Genomic DNA, 19,041 nt, shown 5'->3' with positions numbered 1-19,041 from the left:
GTTTTACAGGTCTCTTGTTAACTAGCCTTAGCCTAAATTTAAGTCCTGCCCAAGCATTTTTCCACGGCGGTGGTGGCTCATGGCATGCCAGTGGATTTCGGGGAACGGCTTCAGGAGGGGATGGTTCCTGGAGTGCTAGTGGCTATCGTGGCGGATCGGCCTCTGGGGGCGATGGCTCTTGGAGTGGCACGGGCTTTCGGGGGAGTACGGCATCCGGCGGTGACGGTTCCTGGAGCGCTAATGGTTTTCGAGGTGGATCGGCATCGGGGGGCGACGGTTCTTGGCATGGAACTGGTGCCTATGGAGCAACGGCCTACGGGGGTTATAACCACTATTACGGCGGAGCCTATTACGGGGGCTATCATCCGCCAACGGTTGTCAACACTTATGCAACGGGTTGTTACAGTTGCGGTGGTTGGTATGCTGCTGGAGCTGCCGCTACAGGAGCCGTTATCGGAGCAACAGCCGCTAATGCGAATAATGACAATGCCTATGCCGAAGGTTACGCCGCCGGGGCCGAAAATACGGCCTATGCGATGGGGGCAATTTATCCGACCTTACCTCCAGGGGCCGCAATACAGACCATTGGAAATGCCACTTATTATCTCTATAACGGGGTTTGGTTTAGTCCGGCCTATGGAGCCAATGGCGTTTATTATCGTGTAGTTCCTACGCCTTAATTACCTTTAGTTAGATAGCAACATATTCAATTCAAGGTGATCGTCTGCTTAATGAACAGTTGAGCGATGATCACTAACTCATTACTGCGGGCTCTCTCAATTGGCAAGTAATTGCTTAAATTTGCCAAGTAATACGGGAAAATTATGCTAAAAAAGTCGACAAATCCTTACATTATTTTAATTATTACAATAATTGGGATTGCGATTGCAATTGTCGGCAAAAATACATTCGAATTGTTTTTTGTGAATGTGACTTTTTTGGCGACTATCTTATTAATTGCTCTGAGAAACTTTTATTTTCATGATCGTGTTTATTCATATACAAGAGCAAAGCTTGAATTCACCTTAATCTTAATTTCTTTTTTAGCTGACATAATATTCCACTTTCAGTTGATTTTTCGTTTTAGCGTTTTTTTTTGGTTACTGCCACCGTCATTAAAATTTTAGTGTTTGGATATGAATGGATCTCAACAGTTAAGGTATTAGCCTATAGACAAAAAGTCACGGCTCATACCATTATGTTAGCAATCATCGCTTATCTTTTTATCGGAATTATCTGGTCATTTATTTATTTTATGATTTGGCAAATAGATCCCTATTCTTTCAAAATCAGTGACATCAGGGAATATCAATTAAAGCCCTGGAATTTGGCAATGTATTTCAGCTTAGTTACTTTGACCACTGTAGGATATGGTGGCATTATTCCCACAGGAAAATGGGTGATGTTACTGGCTAATCTTGAGGCTATGGCAGGGGCAATTTTTTTAACCGTAATTGTTGCCCGCTTAGTTTCCTTATATAGTAACTCTGGGTAATTGATTTTGGGGATAATCCAAAATCACCAATGTTCAAAGAGGAACGGACTGAATATTTATTATTTTCATGGTTTCTTAGGTTATTATGATTTTAAATTACCCCGATAAACTTAATTATTTTATCGCTATCAATCACATCGATATTCGACCTCTCTATCTCTTCGAAAAATTATGAATCAGCTACAAAAATGCTTATTAAGCCTGCTGTCTTTTACCATTGCCTCAACCCTGATTCTCGGCTACAGCCATCAGGCTAATGTCGTCCTAGCCTCACCCCAAACCCAGACGAAAGGTGATATTAAGATGCCCAGCCTTGAGGAAACAAAGGCGATCGCCGAAGCCGGATTTATCTACGGTTTACCGATTGTCATGAATTATGGCGTCATGTACGAATACGCCGTGGACAAAAATTCTGGACAATTCAAAGCCCCCTTTAACCAAATTAAGAATGAAGCCAGGGTCTTTACCTATAAAGATACGGCGATCATCACTCCCAACAGCGATACCCCCTACTCTCTCGCTTGGCTAGATCTACGAGCAGAGCCGATCATCTTATCCGTCCCCGCTTTTGACAAAGATCGCTACCACTCCATACAACTCGAAGACGGCAATACCTTCATCTTTGGCTATGTCAGTAATCGTGTCACGGGAAATGAAGCTGGGGACTACATGGTTGTCGGCCCCGACTGGAAAGGAGAAAAACCACCGGGTATCAAAAAGGTTTTTCGCTCCACCACCCAATTCGCGTTAGCGGCTTATCGCACTCAACTTTTTAACCCGGAAGATATGCCCAATGTGGTCAAAATCCAGTCTGCTTATAAAGTACAGCCCCTTTCGGCCTACCTTAAACAATCACCTCCCCCATCAGCACCAGAGATTGATTTCCCAAAAATTGACAAGGAGTTATCTAAAACAAATTTCTTTGAATATCTCGATTTCTCCTTGCAGTTTGCTCCCCCCGGCCCCGAAGAAAAGGAAATCCGCGCCAAGTTAGCAAAAATCGGCGTCGGCCCCGATAAGACTTTTGAATTCAAAGATCTCTCCCCAGAACATCAAGCCCAAATCGTCCTCGGTATGAAAGCAGGGGAAGCCAAGATCGACCAGTACCTCAAAGATGGACAAAAGGTCATTAATGGCTGGGCAATGTTAGATGTTTTTGGTAACCGGGAGTTTTTTGATGGCGATTGGTTAAAACGGGCTGCTGGTGCCCAGGGCGGAATCTATGGCAATGAGGTGAAAGAAGCGACCTATCCCTTAACAAAGACCCTTGCCAATGGTGAAATTCTTGATGGCAGTAAGCACAAATACACGCTCACTTTTCCTGCGGGGCAGTATCCTCCCGTAAACGCCTTCTGGTCGGTCACAATGTACGACGGCAATACCCAGTTGTTGATTAAGAATCCAATCAATCGTTACTTGATCAACTCGCCCATGTTGCCGAACCTGAAAAAGAATGCCGACGGTTCACTGACGTTATACATCCAGAAAGATTCGCCGGGATCAGACAAGGAAGCTAACTGGCTACCCGCCCCCGATGGCCCCATCTATCTAGTGATGCGCCTCTACTGGCCGAAGGAAAACCCGCCGTCTATTCTGCCCGTTGGTGAAGGGACGTGGAAACCGCCAGCGATTGAGGTGGTGAAATAGCAAATAATTTATGGCTGCAAAAAATCTGTTGACTAGCAGCCTATTTGAAGCCATTTTCTTCGGTAAAAGTCAATCCAGCATAGTCAACTAACCGCTGGATTAAATCCTGACCAAAGCTAGATGCCGGAGTCCAGAAACCGCCTTGAAGAGATGATTTGGGTTTATCTTTGGCCAAACATAGTGCAGCTTGAGCTAATATTTTTGCCGTAGAACCATAACCGGGGTCTTGATCGCCTGTAACTTTGACCATGAGGGAATGGCCAGAGGCGGTTTGTCCCCAAAAGCGTAAATCATAAAAGCCTTGCTGTTGCTCTGCTTCGGTGGGGCCTTCCCCTGGTTGAGGTAAAACTTGGGTTAATAACCACCGACTAGGGGCGATCGCCAAAGCAAGGGCCATGAGGTCCAGGGTCCATTTCATGCCCTGGGCCCCTAGCCAACCGGCTATACCTGGCCCTGTCAAGATCCCTTCGTCATACTGAAAGCTTTCACCATAGGCCCCGTTTTGTAAGGCATTGGAACGTAAGACAATGGGGGTGTTAATGCCGGCCATCACAAAGGGCGTAATCCATTCATCAAAGAAGGAATCATTTTGCACGGGGATGAGGGTAGGGGGATGGTCAGACCCGTTATTAGGTTTAAAACAAAGGATATAGGGATTACGGAGGGCCTGGCGGGTGGCAGGATCGGCGATCGCCTCTTGGATCAGGTTGATGCCACTGGCGATCGTGCCCCCAGAAATACCACCCTGGACTGTTTTTACCCTCATTTTGACCCGGATGCAGGGTTCCCCCCAACGCTGTTGACTTTGTCGTTGCAAGTAGTACACACCTAGGTCAGAAGGAATGGAATCGAAACCGCAACAATGGACAATGCGAGCCCCCGACTGCTGGGCGATCGCCTCATATTTCTGAATCATTTGTTGCACCCATTGGACTTCCCCCGTGAGATCGCAGTAATCTGTGCCAGTGGTGGCACAAACCCGGACTAGAGTTTCCCCATAAAGGGCATAGGGACCCACAGTAGAAACCACAACTTTAGTTTGAGAACACAGTGCAGTTACAGCGGCTTCATCTTCAACATCAACCACAAAGGTGGTCAAATGGGCAGCTTGAGGACCAAGGGATTGCACCAAATGGTCGAGTTTGGCTTGGGAACGGCCGGCGATCGCCCAGTTTTCCCCTGTCGCAGTTTCCCAGTGGGATAGCAAATATCGACAAACAATCCCGCCGACAAATCCCGTCGCACCCAAGATTATGAGGTCATATTGCAATGGTTTTGTCATGGAATTTAATGACTGTTAACAGTTCAGAATTTTATTATCAATCACAAAATTATTTCTTGGCAAGTTGGTAAATTTATTGCATCTGAAGCAAGCACAATAGGATTAATTTAAGATAACTAACTGACCACTAGCAAAGCTTTTCATAAAAAAGCTATTCGATACGAGCAAAGTTGTTATAGATTTAATTTTTAACACATTCTAAAATTGATATGTCCCTCCGGCTTTGTTGTGAGAGAACCCCAGCCATCTTGCCCCTTAAATTGTAAATTAAGCCAGGTTCTCCCCTGGGCATCGGTAGACAAATACATCGGTGAACCATCAATCATAATTTGAGAGCCATTTTTGAGTGTTCCCAGTAACGTTGCTGTCAAGTTTGGACTGTTTCTGATGTTTATGCCGCCACCAATATTACTCTGAACTGTTAAGCAAGTGGGAAAGGGAAGATTACTCAGCACTGCTGTGCTTTCATCATTAATCGTGCACCGGTATTCCACATTGCCCGTGCCAATGGTTTCAACTAAATTATCCAAGCGATACCAAAAAATAGGCCCACTCTGGGCCGCTTGGGCTGCCTGTTCACAGGCGTGGGAATAATCTAAATATCCTCCCAATTCCATATTGGAAAAACCAGATGAAAAAGTTAAATCTTCTGCTGATTCAAGTTTTTGCCATGGGCCCCAACCCTGATTTTTAGGCTTAGCTAAGTTTTCGTTTGAGGGGACTTCGGTAACATTTTGCCCCAGCGCAGGCGAGTTTAATTCTTTAACTCCCACTGAAAATCCAGACCATATTGCCACCAACATCAAAGAGTAACGAAAATGGAAACTTGGCAAGGGCTGGTGGGGCATGGTTTTCCGGGCTGACAGCTTGAATGATACAAAAAACTAACTATGGGATGGTCTAGATTGATATACTGGCGGTCGAGTCTTAAATTTACCTTGATGTCATTTGCTCATGAGGCTTTCCGCATGATGTGCCCCCAGAAATGGTTTAAACGCTTATTACCCATGCTTTTGGGCCTTTGCTGTTTGCTGACCGGCTGTGTCGATTATGATGTGGGCATTCATTTTCCTGAGCAACATTACGGAGAAATTGTCCAACATATTACCCTGGGAGAACAGCTAACCACCCTGAGCCAAGCGGAAGCTGACCGGTGGCTGAAAAGTTTAGACCAGCGGGCCAAGGATTTAAACGGTCATACCGATCGCCCGTCGGAGGAAACCCTCGTGGTGACCATTCCCTTTGGTAGCGGCCAAGAGTTGGTGGAAAAGTTCAATCGCTTTTTTAATCCCCAACCCCCCAAAGGACGGCGATTGCCAGAGCCTGACCAGTTGGACTTACTTAATTTGAAAGCGGAACTGGCACTAGAACAGAGCAATTGGCTATTGGTGGATCGTAATCATCTCAAGTTGACCGTTGACCTACGGGCCCTGGGGGTTTTATCCAACCAAGGCAACATTATCCTTAGTCCCGGCTCCCTGATTGACCTGAATTTTAATTTACAAACTCCCCTGACTCTCCAGAGTTCCAATGCTCTGGGGGAAGAATTGGGCACAGAATTACCTGGGCAATGGCAGTTAAAACCTGGACAAATTAACGTTATTGAAACGAGCTTTTTTGTGCCTAGTTATTTGGCGATCGGCACTATTTTGATCGTTGTCCTTTGTCTAGGGGGTTTTTACCTCAAATATGGCCGCTGGCCCGGAGTGATTAATAATAAAGCTGAGGGGGCTTAAAGCCGAAATCCCAATAGCAAACTGCTAGGTAACCATTAGCGCCCTAGGGTTAACTCTTCTTTTTTCCCTAAAATGCCTTGGGGCCGCCATACCATTAACACCATTAAAATTAACCCGATCACCATGACCCGCAAAGCTCCAACCTGACTTTGATCCAGGAAAGCAATTTGGGGTAACAAAAACCTAGTGAGGGAGTCATAGGCCCAAAAAATAATAGTGCCCAACACTGTGCCCGCATTACTGCCTGCCCCCCCTAGAACCACAATGATCCAAGCATTAAAAGTTAGCAAAGTATCAAAATTACTGGGGTAAATACTGGTTAATTGCCAAGCAAATAAGGCCCCCGCTAAACCGGCGATCGCCCCACCGGCCATGAAAGCTTGCAACTTATACCAAAAAACATTTTTGCCCAGAGCCCGGGGAATTTCTTCGTCTTCCCGAATCGCTTTAAGAATACGACCCCAGGGAGAATGGACCCAAAATTCCAAACCAGCATAGGTAAGGGCCAGCAAAGTTAAAGCTAATAACATTAATCCAGCTTTACCAGAGTAGTTATACAAAGAAACTACCCCGGGAATATAGGCAGTTAAAATCAGCGCTGTGGTGATAATTCCCCAAACCAGCAAAGCCCAAGGCTTACGGGGCTGATAACTTTTGCCTTGAATTTTCTTGCCTTCTTTCCACTGTCTTAAGAGGCTTTTGATTAAAATACTTTCTGCATAAATAGCCAGAATTGTGAGCCAAATAACAAACATAATCCGGCTCAATAGGGTAGGGTTAAAATCCATCGGCCAGGGAAAACTCTGCACCCCAAAAGTTCCCTGGGTTAACCACTCTTCGTTGTTGGCTATTAAACGAATTAACTCGGAAACGCCGATGGTGACGATCGCCAGATAATCTTCCCTCAGCCGCAGGGTAGATGTACCAATAAGCAAACCCAGCGCCATGGCCAATCCCATCCCCACCAACACGGCCAGGGGAATGGGCCAACCTCTTAAACTCAGCAAAGTGGTGGCATAGGCCCCTAGGGTCATAAAAGCCACATGGCCAAAATTAATTAGCCCAGCAAAGCCCCATTGTAAATTCAAACCCAGGGCGAAAATGCCATAGGTGGCAGCGGAAGTGATCAAAAAAATCAGATAGCCAAAGTTCATAGAATTCAAGGGAGCAATGATGTCCGGCTAATGTGCCTAGGGTTGATTTTGACCACCGTTGGGAGCTAGTTCCGAGAGGGTTTACACCGTGGTGATGTCCTTTTCCTTCGCAGCCAACAATTCATCAATGCGCTTAGTGGATTGATCGGTTAATTTTTGGATTTCTTCTTGCAAATCCCTGGCTTCATCTTCGGAAATTTCCGAATTTTTTTCCTGTTTTCTCACTTCATCCACCGCGTCTCTACGGATGTTACGGATGGCCACTTTGCCTTCCTCAGCCAATTTACCGGCCACTTTGACCAATTCTTTACGGCGCTCCGCCGTGAGGGGGGGAATATTCAAACGAATTACTTTACCGTCGTTGTTGGGGGTTAGCCCCAAATCAGACAGGGAAATGGCCTTTTCGATGGTGCCAATACTGCCCATGTCGAAGGGTTGGATGACAATGGTACTGGCGTCGGGGGTGCCAATGGTGGCCAAGGATTTTAACGGGGTTTCGGCTCCGTAATATTCCACAGAAATCCGGTCTAGCAGGGAGGCATTGGCCCGGCCGGTGCGGATGGTATTGAAGGATCTCTGGGTCGCTTCAACACTTTTTTGCATGTGGTCTTTGAGTTCAGCTAACTTCACAATTTTCTCCAACTAACGTACCGACTGCTTCGCCCTTGATGGCCCGTACAATGTTACCGGAAACCCCCAGGTCGAAGATCATAATGGGAATATTATTATCTTTGCATAAGGCGATCGCCGTGCTGTCCATGACTTTGAGATCTTCGGCCAACACATGGCTATAGGTCAAAGTGGTAAAACGGCGGGCTTTGGGATTAGTTTTGGGGTCAGAGTCGTACACCCCATCCACCTTGGTGGCCTTGAAAACTACTTCCGCATCAATTTCCGCGGCCCGGAGAGCGGCGGTGGTATCGGTGGTGAAAAAAGGATTACCGGAACCAGCCCCAAAAATTACTACCCGACCCTTTTCCAAATGACGGATGGCCCGACGACGAATGTAGGGTTCTGCCACTTCCTGCATGGCGATCGCCGTTAGCACCCTGGTGGGAATGCCCATTTGTTCGAGGGCGTCCTGGAGAGTCATGGCGTTCATCACCGTGGCAATCATCCCGATGTAGTCAGCGGTGGCCCGGTCCATACCGGCGGCGGAGGCCTTCACTCCCCGGAAAATGTTGCCTCCCCCTACCACAATGGCCAACTGCACCCCAGCCTGGAGAACATCTTTGATTTCCTGGGCGATCGTCCCCACCACAGCGGGATCAATGCCATAGCCCAGGTCTCCCATGAGGGCTTCACCGCTCAATTTCAACAAAACTCGCTGGTAACTCATGCCGCCATCACCATTGATACATTGATATAAAGACTAAAGAAGAGGGGTTAAACGCAAAATTCCCCCCATACCATAGCACCCAAGGGGAACCTGCAACGACTTTTAAACACCCCCAACCTGCCACCAGCGGTTAGCAAGCCGTTTTATGACCCACTAATAGCCCTTAATTCAACGGGGATCTCTGCCAAAACAAACAGGTACTTCACGCAGCACTTAATGCCTTGATTTTGGCAATTTCTGCCTCCAAACTAGGCAGTTTTTGATTATGGGCTTGGGCGGTTTCTAGCCAAAGATCTTGAACTATCATTAATTCCTGTAGGGTTTCTTCCAGGGTTTCTCCTTGGGCCAGACAACCAGATAAGGCAGGAACTTCAGCAACAAAACCACCTTCTATACAGGGATAAATAACAATTGGATAATTCATTTATTTTTCCTCGATAATTTCAAGAATGCGGCGGATATAAATAGATTTGACTTTTTTATTGTGCACAGGTATGACCAAAATAATATCATTTCTTTTGAAAATATGATGACTACCTGTGATTCTCTCAAGGGAAAAACCGTCTAACTCTAATAACTTACGGACGTCGCCAAATCTAATGTTATTAGGGCTGCTTTTCAACAGGGCAATTAGTTTTTCTCTTTTTGGCACGGCTACAAAGTTTATCGGTTATGTTCTCGAAAAAATTGATGGGGTCTCAGCTACTTTTCAGAATTAAGCCCTGTGTGCAAAAACATTTTTATTGATAATATTTCTGCGTAATCTGTCCAATTATTTAAGAATGTAAAGTCGCTTTTAAAACATCTGTAACCTCTATTGAAATAACTATAAAGAGACGATTGTTAGACAGATAAATAAAAATTTCAAGGAAAAGAGTTGACCGAATGATAACTGGTAATAGGTTTGAAAAACCATGTCCCCGATAATCCTAATCAAAAATGAAAAGCTTGACAACTAGGAAAATGACTCAAGCCCCCCTTACAATAGATGAGCAGTTTTGCCCATATCCTTAAAGCCAATCTGAATGCAACCTACTGATCCAACCAAATTTACTGAGCAAGCCTGGGACGCCATTGTTAAATCCCAAGAAGTGGCCCGCCGTTATAAGAACACAAATTTGGAAGTGGAACATATTCTGCTGGCGCTCTTGGAGCAGGATAAAGGTTTAGCTGCTCGGATTTTCCAGCGGGCAGCGGTGGATGGGGAAGGCCTCCGGCAACAGTTGGAAGTTTTCACCAATAGACAGCCAAAACAAGCCTACGTAGAACAGCTTTACCTGGGGCGTAGTCTGGATGTGATGCTAGACCGGGCCGATGCCGCCCGCAGTAGTTGGGAAGATAAATTTATTTCCGTTGAACATTTACTGGTGGGCTTTGCTGAGGATGACCGGGTGGGGCGCAAAACCCTACGCACGTTTAACCTTGATCCCCAGGATTTGGAATTGGCTATCAAAGCCATTCGGGGTTCCCAAAAGGTGACGGAACCGAACCAAGAAGAGCGCTACGAAGCGTTGGATAAATATGGACGAGATCTGACCGAGCAGGCCCGCCAAGGTAAGTTAGACCCGGTCATTGGTCGAGATGAAGAAATTCGTCGGGTTATTCAGGTACTGTCCCGGCGCTCCAAAAATAACCCTGTTCTGATTGGTGAACCGGGAGTGGGTAAAACGGCGATCGCCGAAGGCTTGGCCCAACGGATTATCAATGGCGACGTGCCGGAATCGTTAAAAAATCGTCAACTGATTTCCCTGGACATGGGCAGTTTAATTGCCGGGGCCAAATACCGGGGAGAATTTGAAGAAAGACTGCGGTCAGTGATGAAGGAAGTGACCAACTCCGATGGGCAAATTATTTTATTCATCGATGAGCTTCATACCGTGGTAGGGGCCGGGGGTCGGGAAGGTTCTGGGTCCATGGATGCGGGGAATTTGCTTAAACCCATGTTAGCCCGGGGGGAACTGCGGTGTATTGGGGCCACAACGTTGGACGAATACCGCAAAAATATCGAGAAAGATCCCGCTTTAGAAAGAAGATTTCAACAGGTTTATGTTAAACAACCCAGCGTAGACGACACCATTTCCATCCTGCGGGGCTTGAAGGAGAAATATGAAGTGCACCATGGGGTCAAAATCACCGACTCGGCCCTAGTGGCGGCAGCTACCCTTTCCCATCGCTATATCCAAGACCGATTTTTGCCCGACAAGGCGATCGATTTGGTGGACGAAGCGGCCGCCCGATTAAAAATGGAAATTACCTCTAAACCAGTGGAATTGGAGGATATTGACCGTCGGTTAATGCAATTACAAATGGAAAAGGTTTCCCTAGAAGGGGAAGAAAAACGTCCTGGCCTAGGGGCTGACAAATCGTCCAAAGAAAGACTGGAAAAAATTCAGCAGGAAATTACCGAATTAGAGGGCCAGCAACAGGAACTATCAGGACAATGGCTTTCTGAAAAACAAATGTTAGAGGAGATCAACATCCTCAAGGAAAAGGAACAGGAACTACGGCTACAGGTAGAAAAAGCTGAGCGGGCCACGGATTGGGAGAAGGCAGCCAAAATTAAATACGGAGAATTGGAAGTCCTCCAACATGACATCGAAGAAAAGGAAAGTAAGTTGCTGGAAATTCAAGGATCCGGCAATACCCTGTTGCGGGAACAGGTGACAGAAGCAGACATTGCCGAAATTGTCGCTGGTTGGACGGGCATCCCCATGAATCGTCTGATGGAAACGGAACGGCAAAAATTATTGCAATTAGAAGGTCATTTACATCAACGGGTAATTGGGCAAACGGAAGCAGTAGCAGCGGTTTCTGCGGCCATTCGACGGGCGAGGGCCGGCATGAAGGACCCCAGTCGTCCCATCGGTTCTTTTCTCTTTATGGGCCCCACCGGGGTAGGGAAAACAGAATTGGCCAGGGCCTTGGCTGGCTTTTTATTCGACAGTGAAGAAGCCATGGTGCGCATTGACATGTCGGAATATATGGAAAAACATGCTGTTTCCCGTCTCATTGGGGCTCCCCCCGGCTATGTGGGCTACGAGGAAGGGGGACAGTTATCGGAAGCAGTGCGCCGACGGCCCTATTCCGTGGTGCTTTTAGATGAAGTGGAGAAGGCCCATTTAGACGTATTTAACATTCTTTTGCAGGTGTTGGACGATGGCCGCATCACCGATTCCCAAGGACGGGTGGTGGATTTTCGCAACACCATCATTGTCATGACCAGTAATATCGGCAGTGACCATATTCTCAGCCTTTCCGCCGACGATGCTGATTACGACAAAATGCAGAAACAGGTGCTCCAATCCCTACGGAAACATTTCCGTCCGGAATTCCTCAACCGCATCGATGACTTAATTATTTTCCATACCCTGAAACGGGAGCAATTGCGGCGCATTGTGGTCCTGCAAATTAAACGCATTGAAAGGCTATTGGACGAGCAGAAAATTACCCTTTTCCTCTCTGATGCAGCCCTTGATCATATTGTTAATGTCGGCTACGACCCCACCTATGGAGCTAGGCCACTAAAGCGAGCCATTCAAAGGCAGTTGGAAAATCCCATTGCTACTAAGATTTTGGAAAATGTGTTTGTGGCTGGGGATAAAATTTTAATTGATTGTGTGGATAATCAATTGATTTTTGATAAAGAAACAGAGCCGGAAACTAAGGTAGAAGAATCTGTGGAAGATGTTACCATGGTAGAAGTTGAGGTTCTTTCCTCCTAGATAAGATCTTTAAACTCCTTGCCAATGTGACCGCAGAGTTAAAGTTAAATAGTTGGACCTAATAACAGGGATATTCCTATAGCTATTGTCCAATGACTCAGCCCACTCGCTTAGCTGAAAATTTATACACTCAACAGGATTGCCCAATCTGATTTGTGATCGGAATAATCATATGTGATCCAGTTATAATCCTGTTAACAATTATTGAATTTTTGTCGGTACATCTTCCTCCGTTAAGCGGGATTCCAAATCTGTTTTGACTTTTTCTAAATCTACCCCTTCCCATTGGTGTAGCAACACGTATAAACAAGGAATTAGAAATAGAGTCAACAAAGTTGCTAGGGAGAGACCAGAAAAAACCACAATGCCCAAGGGTTGCAGTAATTCCGAGCCTTGACCAATGCCCAGAGCCAGGGGAAACATTCCCAACACGGTGGTGATGGTGGTCATTAAAATGGGGCGTAATCGTTGGGGAGCTGCCCGCAAGATAGCGGCTTCCCGGCTGATGCCCTCCTGGACCCAGATTTGATTGGCTAATTCCACCATAATGATGGCGTTGTTGACCACAATACCCACTAGGAGAACTGTGCCCACAATTACCGTGGCCCCGATCGCCGTTTGGGTAATAAATAGGCCCAAAATACCTCCAGCTAAGGCTAAGGGGAGAGTGAACATAATCACCAGGGGATCGAGGAGAGAATTGTATTGCACCGCCATGACCACAAAGACGAGGAAAGCCGCCAAGCCCCCCAAAACCACCAGGGAAGACTGTAATTGTTCATTGTTAGCGGCCGCCGTACTGGGGAGTCGGGAAACCCCAGGGGGCAACTCCATGGCAGATAAAACTTGATCCACCTGTTCCAAGGCTTCACTGAGGCGGGCCCCTTCCACTAAGGTTCCAGCAATTAAAAACACCGGCCGTTGGTTAATGCGCTGAATTTCCCCCGGTGCTCGGCCTTGGTCAATGCGGGCCACATCTCCCAAACGAATTGGGCGATCGCCATCGATAAAGAGGGGAATTTGGGCCAGGTCTCCAGGGCCAGAGAGGAGGTCATTGTCCAATTTCACCCGCACGTCCACCAGGCGATTTTGCCGCTGTAACTGGGTAGGTACCGCCCCATCTAGGGCAGTTTGGATAGTTTGTCCGATGGCTTGGGTGGTCAAACCTAGCTCCGTTGTCCTGGCCCAATTCGGCATAATTTGTACTTCCGGTTGTCGGGGATCCGCATCGGGACGAAAACGGGCCAATGTCACTTTTTCCCCCAATTCCGTCAACACTGCCCGCCCCGCCTGGTCTAACCCGTCGGCGTCATTGCCCTGCAGAATTACATCCACATCTACATTACGCAGGGGCGAATTACTCAAAATTAAGCCTCGCAACTGCCCCGGCGCTACCCGCAGGCGAATATCCACCAAGTTCAATGCTTCTAGTTCCGTCGTAACCCGCTCCGTAAAAGCTTCCACATCAGTATTGGGTTTAAGAGTAATGGTGCTGGAACTACGGAGGGCATTGGCATTGACATTGCTACCAAAGAGAAAGCCCCCCACGGTGGTAAAGGCATATTCCGTTTCCGGTTGGTTAATCAGAATGTCATCCACGATCGCCATCAGACGTTTGTTGTCTTCCAAAGGAGTGCCGGGGGGAAACTGGGCAAACATGTTGGCTTGGCCAGTGTTGATGCGGGGCAAAATTTCCTGGGGAATTTGTTGGATCATCCAAATACTGCTGCCACCAAAAACGATGAAAATGCATGCTACAGCTACCAGTCGATGGCGGATCAAAGTGGAGAGAAAACGGGCGTAGGCCCCGGTGGCTCCTGCAAAGCGTCGATTAAATTCCCGAAAGAAAAACCAATTCCCTAAACCACTCCGTTGCCGGATGGCCAGTAAACGGGAAGCGGCCATGGGCACCAAGGTCACCGCCACCAGGATGGAAGCCGCCACCGCAAAACTAATGGTCAGAATTAATTCGTTAAAAATTAGGGCAATGAAGCCACCAATCATTAAAAAGGGCAACACCGCCACCAGGTTAGTGCTAGTGGAAGCCACCAAGGCCGACTCCACCGTTTGACTACTGGCGATCGCCTGATGGCGCATTTCTCCTTTAGTGAGTGGCACGGCATTAACTTTGCCCGGGGTCATGCCCGCCCCTTCGGCAATGGTTTCCAGCATCACAATGGAGTTATCCACCACAATGCCCACCCCTAGGGCCAAGCCCCCTAAACTAAAAACGTTCAGAGATAGGCCAAAGGCCTTCATGACAATAATGGCCGCCATGGTGGCCAAGGGAATGGCCAAGACAATAATTAGCGTTTGTCGCAAAGAGCCCAGGAACAGCAAAACGGCGATCGCCGCCAGAGTAGTGCCAATGAGCCCGGACACTACAACATTATTAACCGAGTTACGGATAAAGACGGAATCATCCAGGGTGGTGGTCAGTTCTGCCTGCTGGGGAATAATGCCTTCCGTGCGCAACTCATCTAAGCGTTTTTTGACTCCATCCACCACTTCAATGGTGTTAGCCTCCGGTTGTTTCTGCACACTCACTTTCACTGCGGGGCTACCATTGAGGGTCACAAAAATTCGTTCTTCTTCTGTGCCATCAATGACATTAGCCACATCCCTTAGATAGACTTTTTGAGCGGGTTGTCCCTCCGGACCGGGCACCGTGCCCACCACCAAATCCTCAATTTCCTGGGCTGAAGCAAACCTTCCCACTGTGCGGGTGAGGGGTTCCGACTCCGCACCAACAATTCTGCCCCCGGAAATATCCACATTACGACTCTGTAAAGCCTCCAACACCTGGGTCAAGCTCACCCCTGACCGCTGTAGCCGTTGTAAATCGATATTTACCCGCACTTCCTCTTGGGCCGCCCCCGACACATTCACCGATGCCACCCCTGGCACTACCCCTAGTTCCCGAGCTAACTCTTCCTCTGCAAATACCCGCAACGATGGCCCCGACAATTCCGGGGAAGTCACCGCGAACTCGTACACCGGTAATTGGGAAGGGTCGAACTTAAATAACCGGGGCGTTTCTAAATTATCCGGTAGTTGATTGCGGGCTCGGTTAAAAGTTGCCGTGGCATCATTCAATGCCTGGTCAATATTTCCCCCTGGCTCAAAAAATAAATCGAGACTGATCTGCCCTTCCCTGGTCTGGGAATAAACCTGAACGACTCCTTCCGTGGCCGATAGGGCCGCTTCCAATGGTCTGGTAATTTCATCCACCGCCACTTCCGGAGAAACCCCTGGGGCATCTAGTCGCACCCCAATGCGGGGATAGGTGATGGAAGGTAACAGATCCACCGGTAGGGAAAAAACGGCAAACACTCCTAACACAATGATGGCTAGGGTGAGCATCAGGGTAGCAATGTGCCGACGGATGGCCAGGCCACTCAGGCTAAAAGCAGAATTGGGGGAGGACATGGGCTTGGGAAAGATGGAGATTGGGGGTAGAAACAGTCGCTGGCGCTAGGGAAAGATTAGGCAGTTAAGCTAGAAAAGGAATATAAATGGGGCGAAATAAAAGAACCATTGACCAACCCCTAGCAACTGGCTATTTCTCTGATAGCACGCTGAGACGAATGGGACTGTCTGGTTGTAAAGGTTTGCTACTACGGACAACAAACCGTTCCTGGGGAGCTAGTCCTGCCACAACTTCCACTTTGCCGTTGGCAATTTCTCCGAGGGTGACCGATCGCCTTTCCAATACTTCCTTTTCTCCCTCCTTAATCACCACAAAGATGGCATCTTCATCGACAATGGCGGATTCCGGCACCACTACATTGGTGGCATTACTAGCACCAAAGCTGACCCGAGCTAACAGTCCGGCCCCAATTTTTTCACCGGGATTATCCATGGTTACTTCCACTGGCACTAGGCGGGAGCTAACATCGGCCTGGGGGGAAATACGGGTTACCACCCCGGTAAAACTCTCACCAGGAAAGGCATCTAGTTTGACATTGACCTGTTGCCGCAACGCAATTTGGGCTAATTGTAATTCCGATACCTGCACGTTAATTTCTAGCTGACGAAAATCCCCCAGTTGTAAAATTTCCGTCCCGGGTTGCACTAAATTGCCCGATTCACTCGATCGCCGCAATACCCTACCGGGAAATGGTGCCCTGACAGTGGCATATTGCTGCCTTGTTTCTGCCTGGTCAATGGAAGCCCGTTGGGCATTCATTTGGGCCGTGGCCGCCCCCACCCTCTGTTGTTCAATTTCCACCTGGGCGATCGCCGAGTTGAGGATTTGGGAAGCGGTTTTAGCCGCAGTTTTGGCCTGACTCAATTGTTGACTGGCACTGGCCTGTTCGTTGCGTAAAATTTCCTTGGCTTGGCGGGCTCTGGTTTCTGCCTGTTCAGCCTGTTGGGCACCGCCGGCCCCCTCTTCAGCCAACAAACGGAAGCGAGCGGCATCGGCCTGGGTTTGATCCACTTCCAGCCGGGCTTGTTCAATGCGGGCGTTGAGGGAAGTTTCTAACCTGGTAATGTCCGCCTGGGCCTGTTGCAGTTGGAGACGGGCCTGTTCCACCCGAATTTTGGCATCCCCCACCTGACTTTGGGCGGTCAACACTTCTGAGCGTTGGGCCATTTTCTCCGCTTTGGCTTGGTCCACCGCTCCCAGGAGTAAATCATCTTCAATTTCTGCTAACACTTCCTCCCCTTTTACCCGATCGCCCACATCCACCAATAACTTTTGCAAGCGTCCTTCAATTTGGGACTTGATGGAAACCTCCCGCACCGGGGCAGTGGTGCCCGTATATTCCAACTCTCCCCCCAGGGCACCCGGTTTAGCCAAGGCCACATCCACGGCGATCGCCTGGTTTGATTCAGTGTTCTCCGTTTGGGCTTTGACATTCTGCTCCCAGAGATTACCGCAACCCATAAGGGAAAAACTCAACAGACCCAGCAGGGAAAGTTGCCGCCTTAGACACTGATGGGGGGAGTACTTATTCATAGAAACGGTGGGAGGGAAAATTAGTACTGAATCGCTGATCTAGACTAGGGAAGACCGGGGAAGCCAGCGAAAAAATCGGTTTAACAAGGCCCATGGCCCCAGGACAAACCAGTAATGTTGCTTTACCTTAACAAAGTAACAAACAACTTTACAAAACCCGCCCCGGGGGTGGCCGATTCTGACTCCATTTGTGCCAGTTAACTTCCCTTGGGTTTCTTCTGGGTAAACGTCAAGTTGACATCCTGGCCAAAGAAATTGGGCAATTGTGACCATTTGTGGCGATCGCCGGACAAATAGAGGAAAGTGGCATTAAACTTTTGTTAGCCCCTGTGCTTGCTTTGGCTGTGGGTTAAGAACTTATAGGAGCATTAAAGTCATGGCATTGGAATACATGATCGAAGACCTGATGGAGCAGTTGGTGGAAATGGGCGGCTCCGATATGCATATTCAGGCAGGGGCGCCGGTTTATTTCCGAGTCAGCGGCAAATTAGAACCCATTAACGAGGAAGTTTTAACTCCCCAAGAAAGCCAAAAGCTAATCTTTAGCATGCTTAATAATTCTCAACGGAAAGAACTAGAACAAAATTGGGAATTGGACTGTTCCTATGGGGTGAAGGGGCTAGCTCGTTTCCGGATTAATGTGTACAAAGAACGGGGTTGTTATGCTGCTTGTCTACGGGCCCTTTCCTCCAAAATCCCCAACTTTGAACAATTGGGACTCCCCAACATTGTGCGGGAAATGGCGGAACGTCCCAGGGGATTAATTCTGGTCACAGGACAAACCGGGTCTGGTAAAACCACAACCCTAGCGGCAATTTTAGATTTAATCAACCGCACCAGAGCCGAACATATTCTCACCATCGAAGACCCGATTGAGTATGTGTTTCCCAATGTCCGGAGTTTATTTCACCAACGGCAACGGGGCGAAGACACCAAAAGTTTTAGCAATGCTCTGCGGGCGGCCCTACGGGAGGACCCAGATATCGTACTGGTGGGTGAACTACGGGATTTAGAAACCATCGCCCTCGCCATCACTGCGGCGGAAACTGGGCACTTAGTGTTTGGTACTTTGCACACCAACTCTGCTGCTAGTACTATCGACCGAATGCTGGATGTGTTTCCCGCTAATCAGCAGGCCCAAATCCGCGCCATGCTCTCCAACTCCCTATTGGCGGTGTTTGCCCAGAATTTGGTTAAGAAAAAAGCTCCCAAACCTGGGGAATTTGGCCGGGCCCTAGTGCAGGAAATTATGGTCATTACCCCGGCGATCGCCAACTTGATTCGGGAAGGAAAAGCGGCCCAGATTTATTCCGCCATTCAAACCGGGGCTAAGTTGGGCATGCAGACCATGGAGCAAGGCCTGGCCACATTGGTGGTATCGGGGGTAATTTCCCTAGAAGAAGGTTTGGCTAAGAGTGGTAAGCCCGACGAACTGCAGCGATTGATCGGTGGCATGTCCCCCCAGACCGCCGCCAAACGCCGTTAAATACCCTATTGGCCACCCCTTAGCATTTTTCTTGTGGTTTACCATTGATTATCTGAATCAATCCCCTCACCCCCGACTGTTCCTCAACCAAGCTAGTAAATCCAGTGACGGAGACAATTAACCATGGCTACGTTTGTCGCTCAAGTTAAAGATCGTAAGGGTAAAACCACCAAAGCCAAGGTGGAAGCCATGAGCCCGGAACAGGCTCGTACCATCC

General features: G+C 48.1%; 14 protein-coding genes and 1 pseudogene. 6 read left to right on the top strand and 9 right to left on the bottom strand.

The window, feature by feature from the left end; translation table 11 throughout:
- The 3 genes and pseudogenes from IQ219_RS05020 to IQ219_RS05010 all read left to right on the top strand — a co-directional run.
- A pseudogene (locus tag IQ219_RS05020) lies at positions 1 to 680 on the top strand (hypothetical protein); the annotation flags it as partial.
- Between the two features lie 416 nt (positions 681 to 1,096).
- Positions 1,097 to 1,495 (top strand): ion channel, encoded by a 399-nt coding sequence (locus tag IQ219_RS19995; RefSeq protein ID WP_228016719.1) that lies wholly within the window; start codon positions 1,097 to 1,099, stop codon positions 1,493 to 1,495.
- Between the two features lie 171 nt (positions 1,496 to 1,666).
- Positions 1,667 to 3,142, top strand: coding sequence for a DUF1254 domain-containing protein (locus IQ219_RS05010; protein ID WP_194071910.1), 1,476 nt, complete (start codon positions 1,667 to 1,669; stop codon positions 3,140 to 3,142).
- Positions 3,143 to 3,182: 40 nt separating this feature from the next.
- Here the strand turns inward: IQ219_RS05010 and IQ219_RS05005 are convergent, their stop codons facing one another.
- Together IQ219_RS05005 and IQ219_RS05000 are read right to left on the bottom strand one after the other, a co-directional pair.
- Positions 3,183 to 4,424: a trans-acting enoyl reductase family protein gene (locus IQ219_RS05005; RefSeq protein WP_194071909.1), complete on the bottom strand. Its 1,242-nt coding sequence runs from the start codon at positions 4,422 to 4,424 to the stop codon at positions 3,183 to 3,185.
- 188 nt (positions 4,425 to 4,612) lie between these two features.
- Positions 4,613 to 5,272 (bottom strand): SH3 domain-containing protein, encoded by a 660-nt coding sequence (locus IQ219_RS05000; RefSeq protein ID WP_194071908.1) that lies wholly within the window; start codon positions 5,270 to 5,272, stop codon positions 4,613 to 4,615.
- A gap of 93 nt (positions 5,273 to 5,365) precedes the next feature.
- On the opposite strand from IQ219_RS05000, the gene IQ219_RS04995 reads away from it, so the two are divergent.
- Positions 5,366 to 6,160, top strand: coding sequence for a DUF3153 domain-containing protein (locus tag IQ219_RS04995; protein WP_194071907.1), 795 nt, complete (start codon positions 5,366 to 5,368; stop codon positions 6,158 to 6,160).
- Between the two features lie 35 nt (positions 6,161 to 6,195).
- Here IQ219_RS04995 and IQ219_RS04990 read toward each other — a convergent pair whose 3' ends face one another.
- The 5 genes from IQ219_RS04990 to IQ219_RS04970 all read right to left on the bottom strand — a co-directional run bounded on the left by IQ219_RS04990 (position 6,196) and on the right by IQ219_RS04970 (position 9,305).
- A complete protein-coding gene (locus IQ219_RS04990; RefSeq protein WP_190598509.1) occupies positions 6,196 to 7,314 on the bottom strand; it encodes a branched-chain amino acid ABC transporter permease in 1,119 nt (372 codons plus the stop codon).
- Between the two features lie 81 nt (positions 7,315 to 7,395).
- The gene (gene frr, locus IQ219_RS04985) at positions 7,396 to 7,944 is read right to left on the bottom strand and encodes a ribosome recycling factor (protein ID WP_194019066.1); all 549 of its coding nucleotides are present in this window, start codon (positions 7,942 to 7,944) and stop codon (positions 7,396 to 7,398) included.
- A complete protein-coding gene (gene pyrH, locus IQ219_RS04980; RefSeq protein ID WP_190598511.1) occupies positions 7,931 to 8,653 on the bottom strand; it encodes a UMP kinase in 723 nt (240 codons plus the stop codon). Before pyrH ends, frr begins: the two co-directional genes overlap by 14 nt.
- 202 nt (positions 8,654 to 8,855) lie before the next feature.
- Entirely contained in the window at positions 8,856 to 9,077 is a 222-nt protein-coding gene (locus tag IQ219_RS04975) for a type II toxin-antitoxin system HicB family antitoxin (RefSeq protein ID WP_190598512.1), read from the bottom strand.
- Entirely contained in the window at positions 9,078 to 9,305 is a 228-nt protein-coding gene (locus IQ219_RS04970; RefSeq protein WP_190598513.1) for a type II toxin-antitoxin system HicA family toxin, read from the bottom strand.
- A gap of 373 nt (positions 9,306 to 9,678) precedes the next feature.
- Between IQ219_RS04970 and clpB the strand changes: the two genes are divergently transcribed.
- On the top strand, positions 9,679 to 12,375 hold the full coding sequence (gene clpB / locus IQ219_RS04965) for an ATP-dependent chaperone ClpB (RefSeq protein WP_194071906.1): 2,697 nt from the start codon (positions 9,679 to 9,681) through the stop codon (positions 12,373 to 12,375).
- A gap of 201 nt (positions 12,376 to 12,576) precedes the next feature.
- Here the strand turns inward: clpB and IQ219_RS04960 are convergent, their stop codons facing one another.
- Both IQ219_RS04960 and IQ219_RS04955 read right to left on the bottom strand, forming a co-directional pair.
- Positions 12,577 to 15,804, bottom strand: coding sequence for an efflux RND transporter permease subunit (locus IQ219_RS04960; protein ID WP_194071905.1), 3,228 nt, complete (start codon positions 15,802 to 15,804; stop codon positions 12,577 to 12,579).
- Between the two features lie 130 nt (positions 15,805 to 15,934).
- The gene (locus tag IQ219_RS04955; RefSeq protein WP_194071904.1) at positions 15,935 to 17,338 is read right to left on the bottom strand and encodes an efflux RND transporter periplasmic adaptor subunit; all 1,404 of its coding nucleotides are present in this window, start codon (positions 17,336 to 17,338) and stop codon (positions 15,935 to 15,937) included.
- A 376-nt stretch (positions 17,339 to 17,714) separates the two neighbouring features.
- Here IQ219_RS04955 and IQ219_RS04950 point away from each other — a divergent pair, with 376 nt between their 5' ends.
- Positions 17,715 to 18,824: a type IV pilus twitching motility protein PilT gene (locus IQ219_RS04950; RefSeq protein WP_190598518.1), complete on the top strand. Its 1,110-nt coding sequence runs from the start codon at positions 17,715 to 17,717 to the stop codon at positions 18,822 to 18,824.
- The last annotated feature ends 217 nt before the right edge of the window (positions 18,825 to 19,041 follow it).

The organism is Synechocystis sp. LEGE 06083 (assembly GCF_015207725.1).
Classification (GTDB): Bacteria; Cyanobacteriota; Cyanobacteriia; order Cyanobacteriales; family Microcystaceae; genus Synechocystis; species Synechocystis salina.
Note: the sequence above shows the minus strand (reverse complement) of the source record. Positions and strands in the feature narration are given on the sequence as shown.

What these genes read in the sequence shown, in the direction of transcription:
- IQ219_RS04950 (WP_190598518.1), top strand. Translation starts at nt 17,715, where the DNA reads ATGGCATTGGAATACATGATCGAAGACCTGATGGAGCAGTTGGTGGAA.
- IQ219_RS05000 (WP_194071908.1), bottom strand. Translation starts at nt 5,272, where the DNA reads ATGCCCCACCAGCCCTTGCCAAGTTTCCATTTTCGTTACTCTTTGATG.
- IQ219_RS05005 (WP_194071909.1), bottom strand. Translation starts at nt 4,424, where the DNA reads ATGACAAAACCATTGCAATATGACCTCATAATCTTGGGTGCGACGGGA.
- IQ219_RS04990 (WP_190598509.1), bottom strand. Translation starts at nt 7,314, where the DNA reads ATGAACTTTGGCTATCTGATTTTTTTGATCACTTCCGCTGCCACCTAT.
- IQ219_RS04960 (WP_194071905.1), bottom strand. Translation starts at nt 15,804, where the DNA reads ATGTCCTCCCCCAATTCTGCTTTTAGCCTGAGTGGCCTGGCCATCCGT.
- IQ219_RS05010 (WP_194071910.1), top strand. Translation starts at nt 1,667, where the DNA reads ATGAATCAGCTACAAAAATGCTTATTAAGCCTGCTGTCTTTTACCATT.
- IQ219_RS04975 (WP_190598512.1), bottom strand. Translation starts at nt 9,077, where the DNA reads ATGAATTATCCAATTGTTATTTATCCCTGTATAGAAGGTGGTTTTGTT.
- clpB (WP_194071906.1), top strand. Translation starts at nt 9,679, where the DNA reads ATGCAACCTACTGATCCAACCAAATTTACTGAGCAAGCCTGGGACGCC.
- pyrH (WP_190598511.1), bottom strand. Translation starts at nt 8,653, where the DNA reads ATGAGTTACCAGCGAGTTTTGTTGAAATTGAGCGGTGAAGCCCTCATG.
- IQ219_RS04995 (WP_194071907.1), top strand. Translation starts at nt 5,366, where the DNA reads ATGTCATTTGCTCATGAGGCTTTCCGCATGATGTGCCCCCAGAAATGG.
- IQ219_RS04955 (WP_194071904.1), bottom strand. Translation starts at nt 17,338, where the DNA reads ATGAATAAGTACTCCCCCCATCAGTGTCTAAGGCGGCAACTTTCCCTG.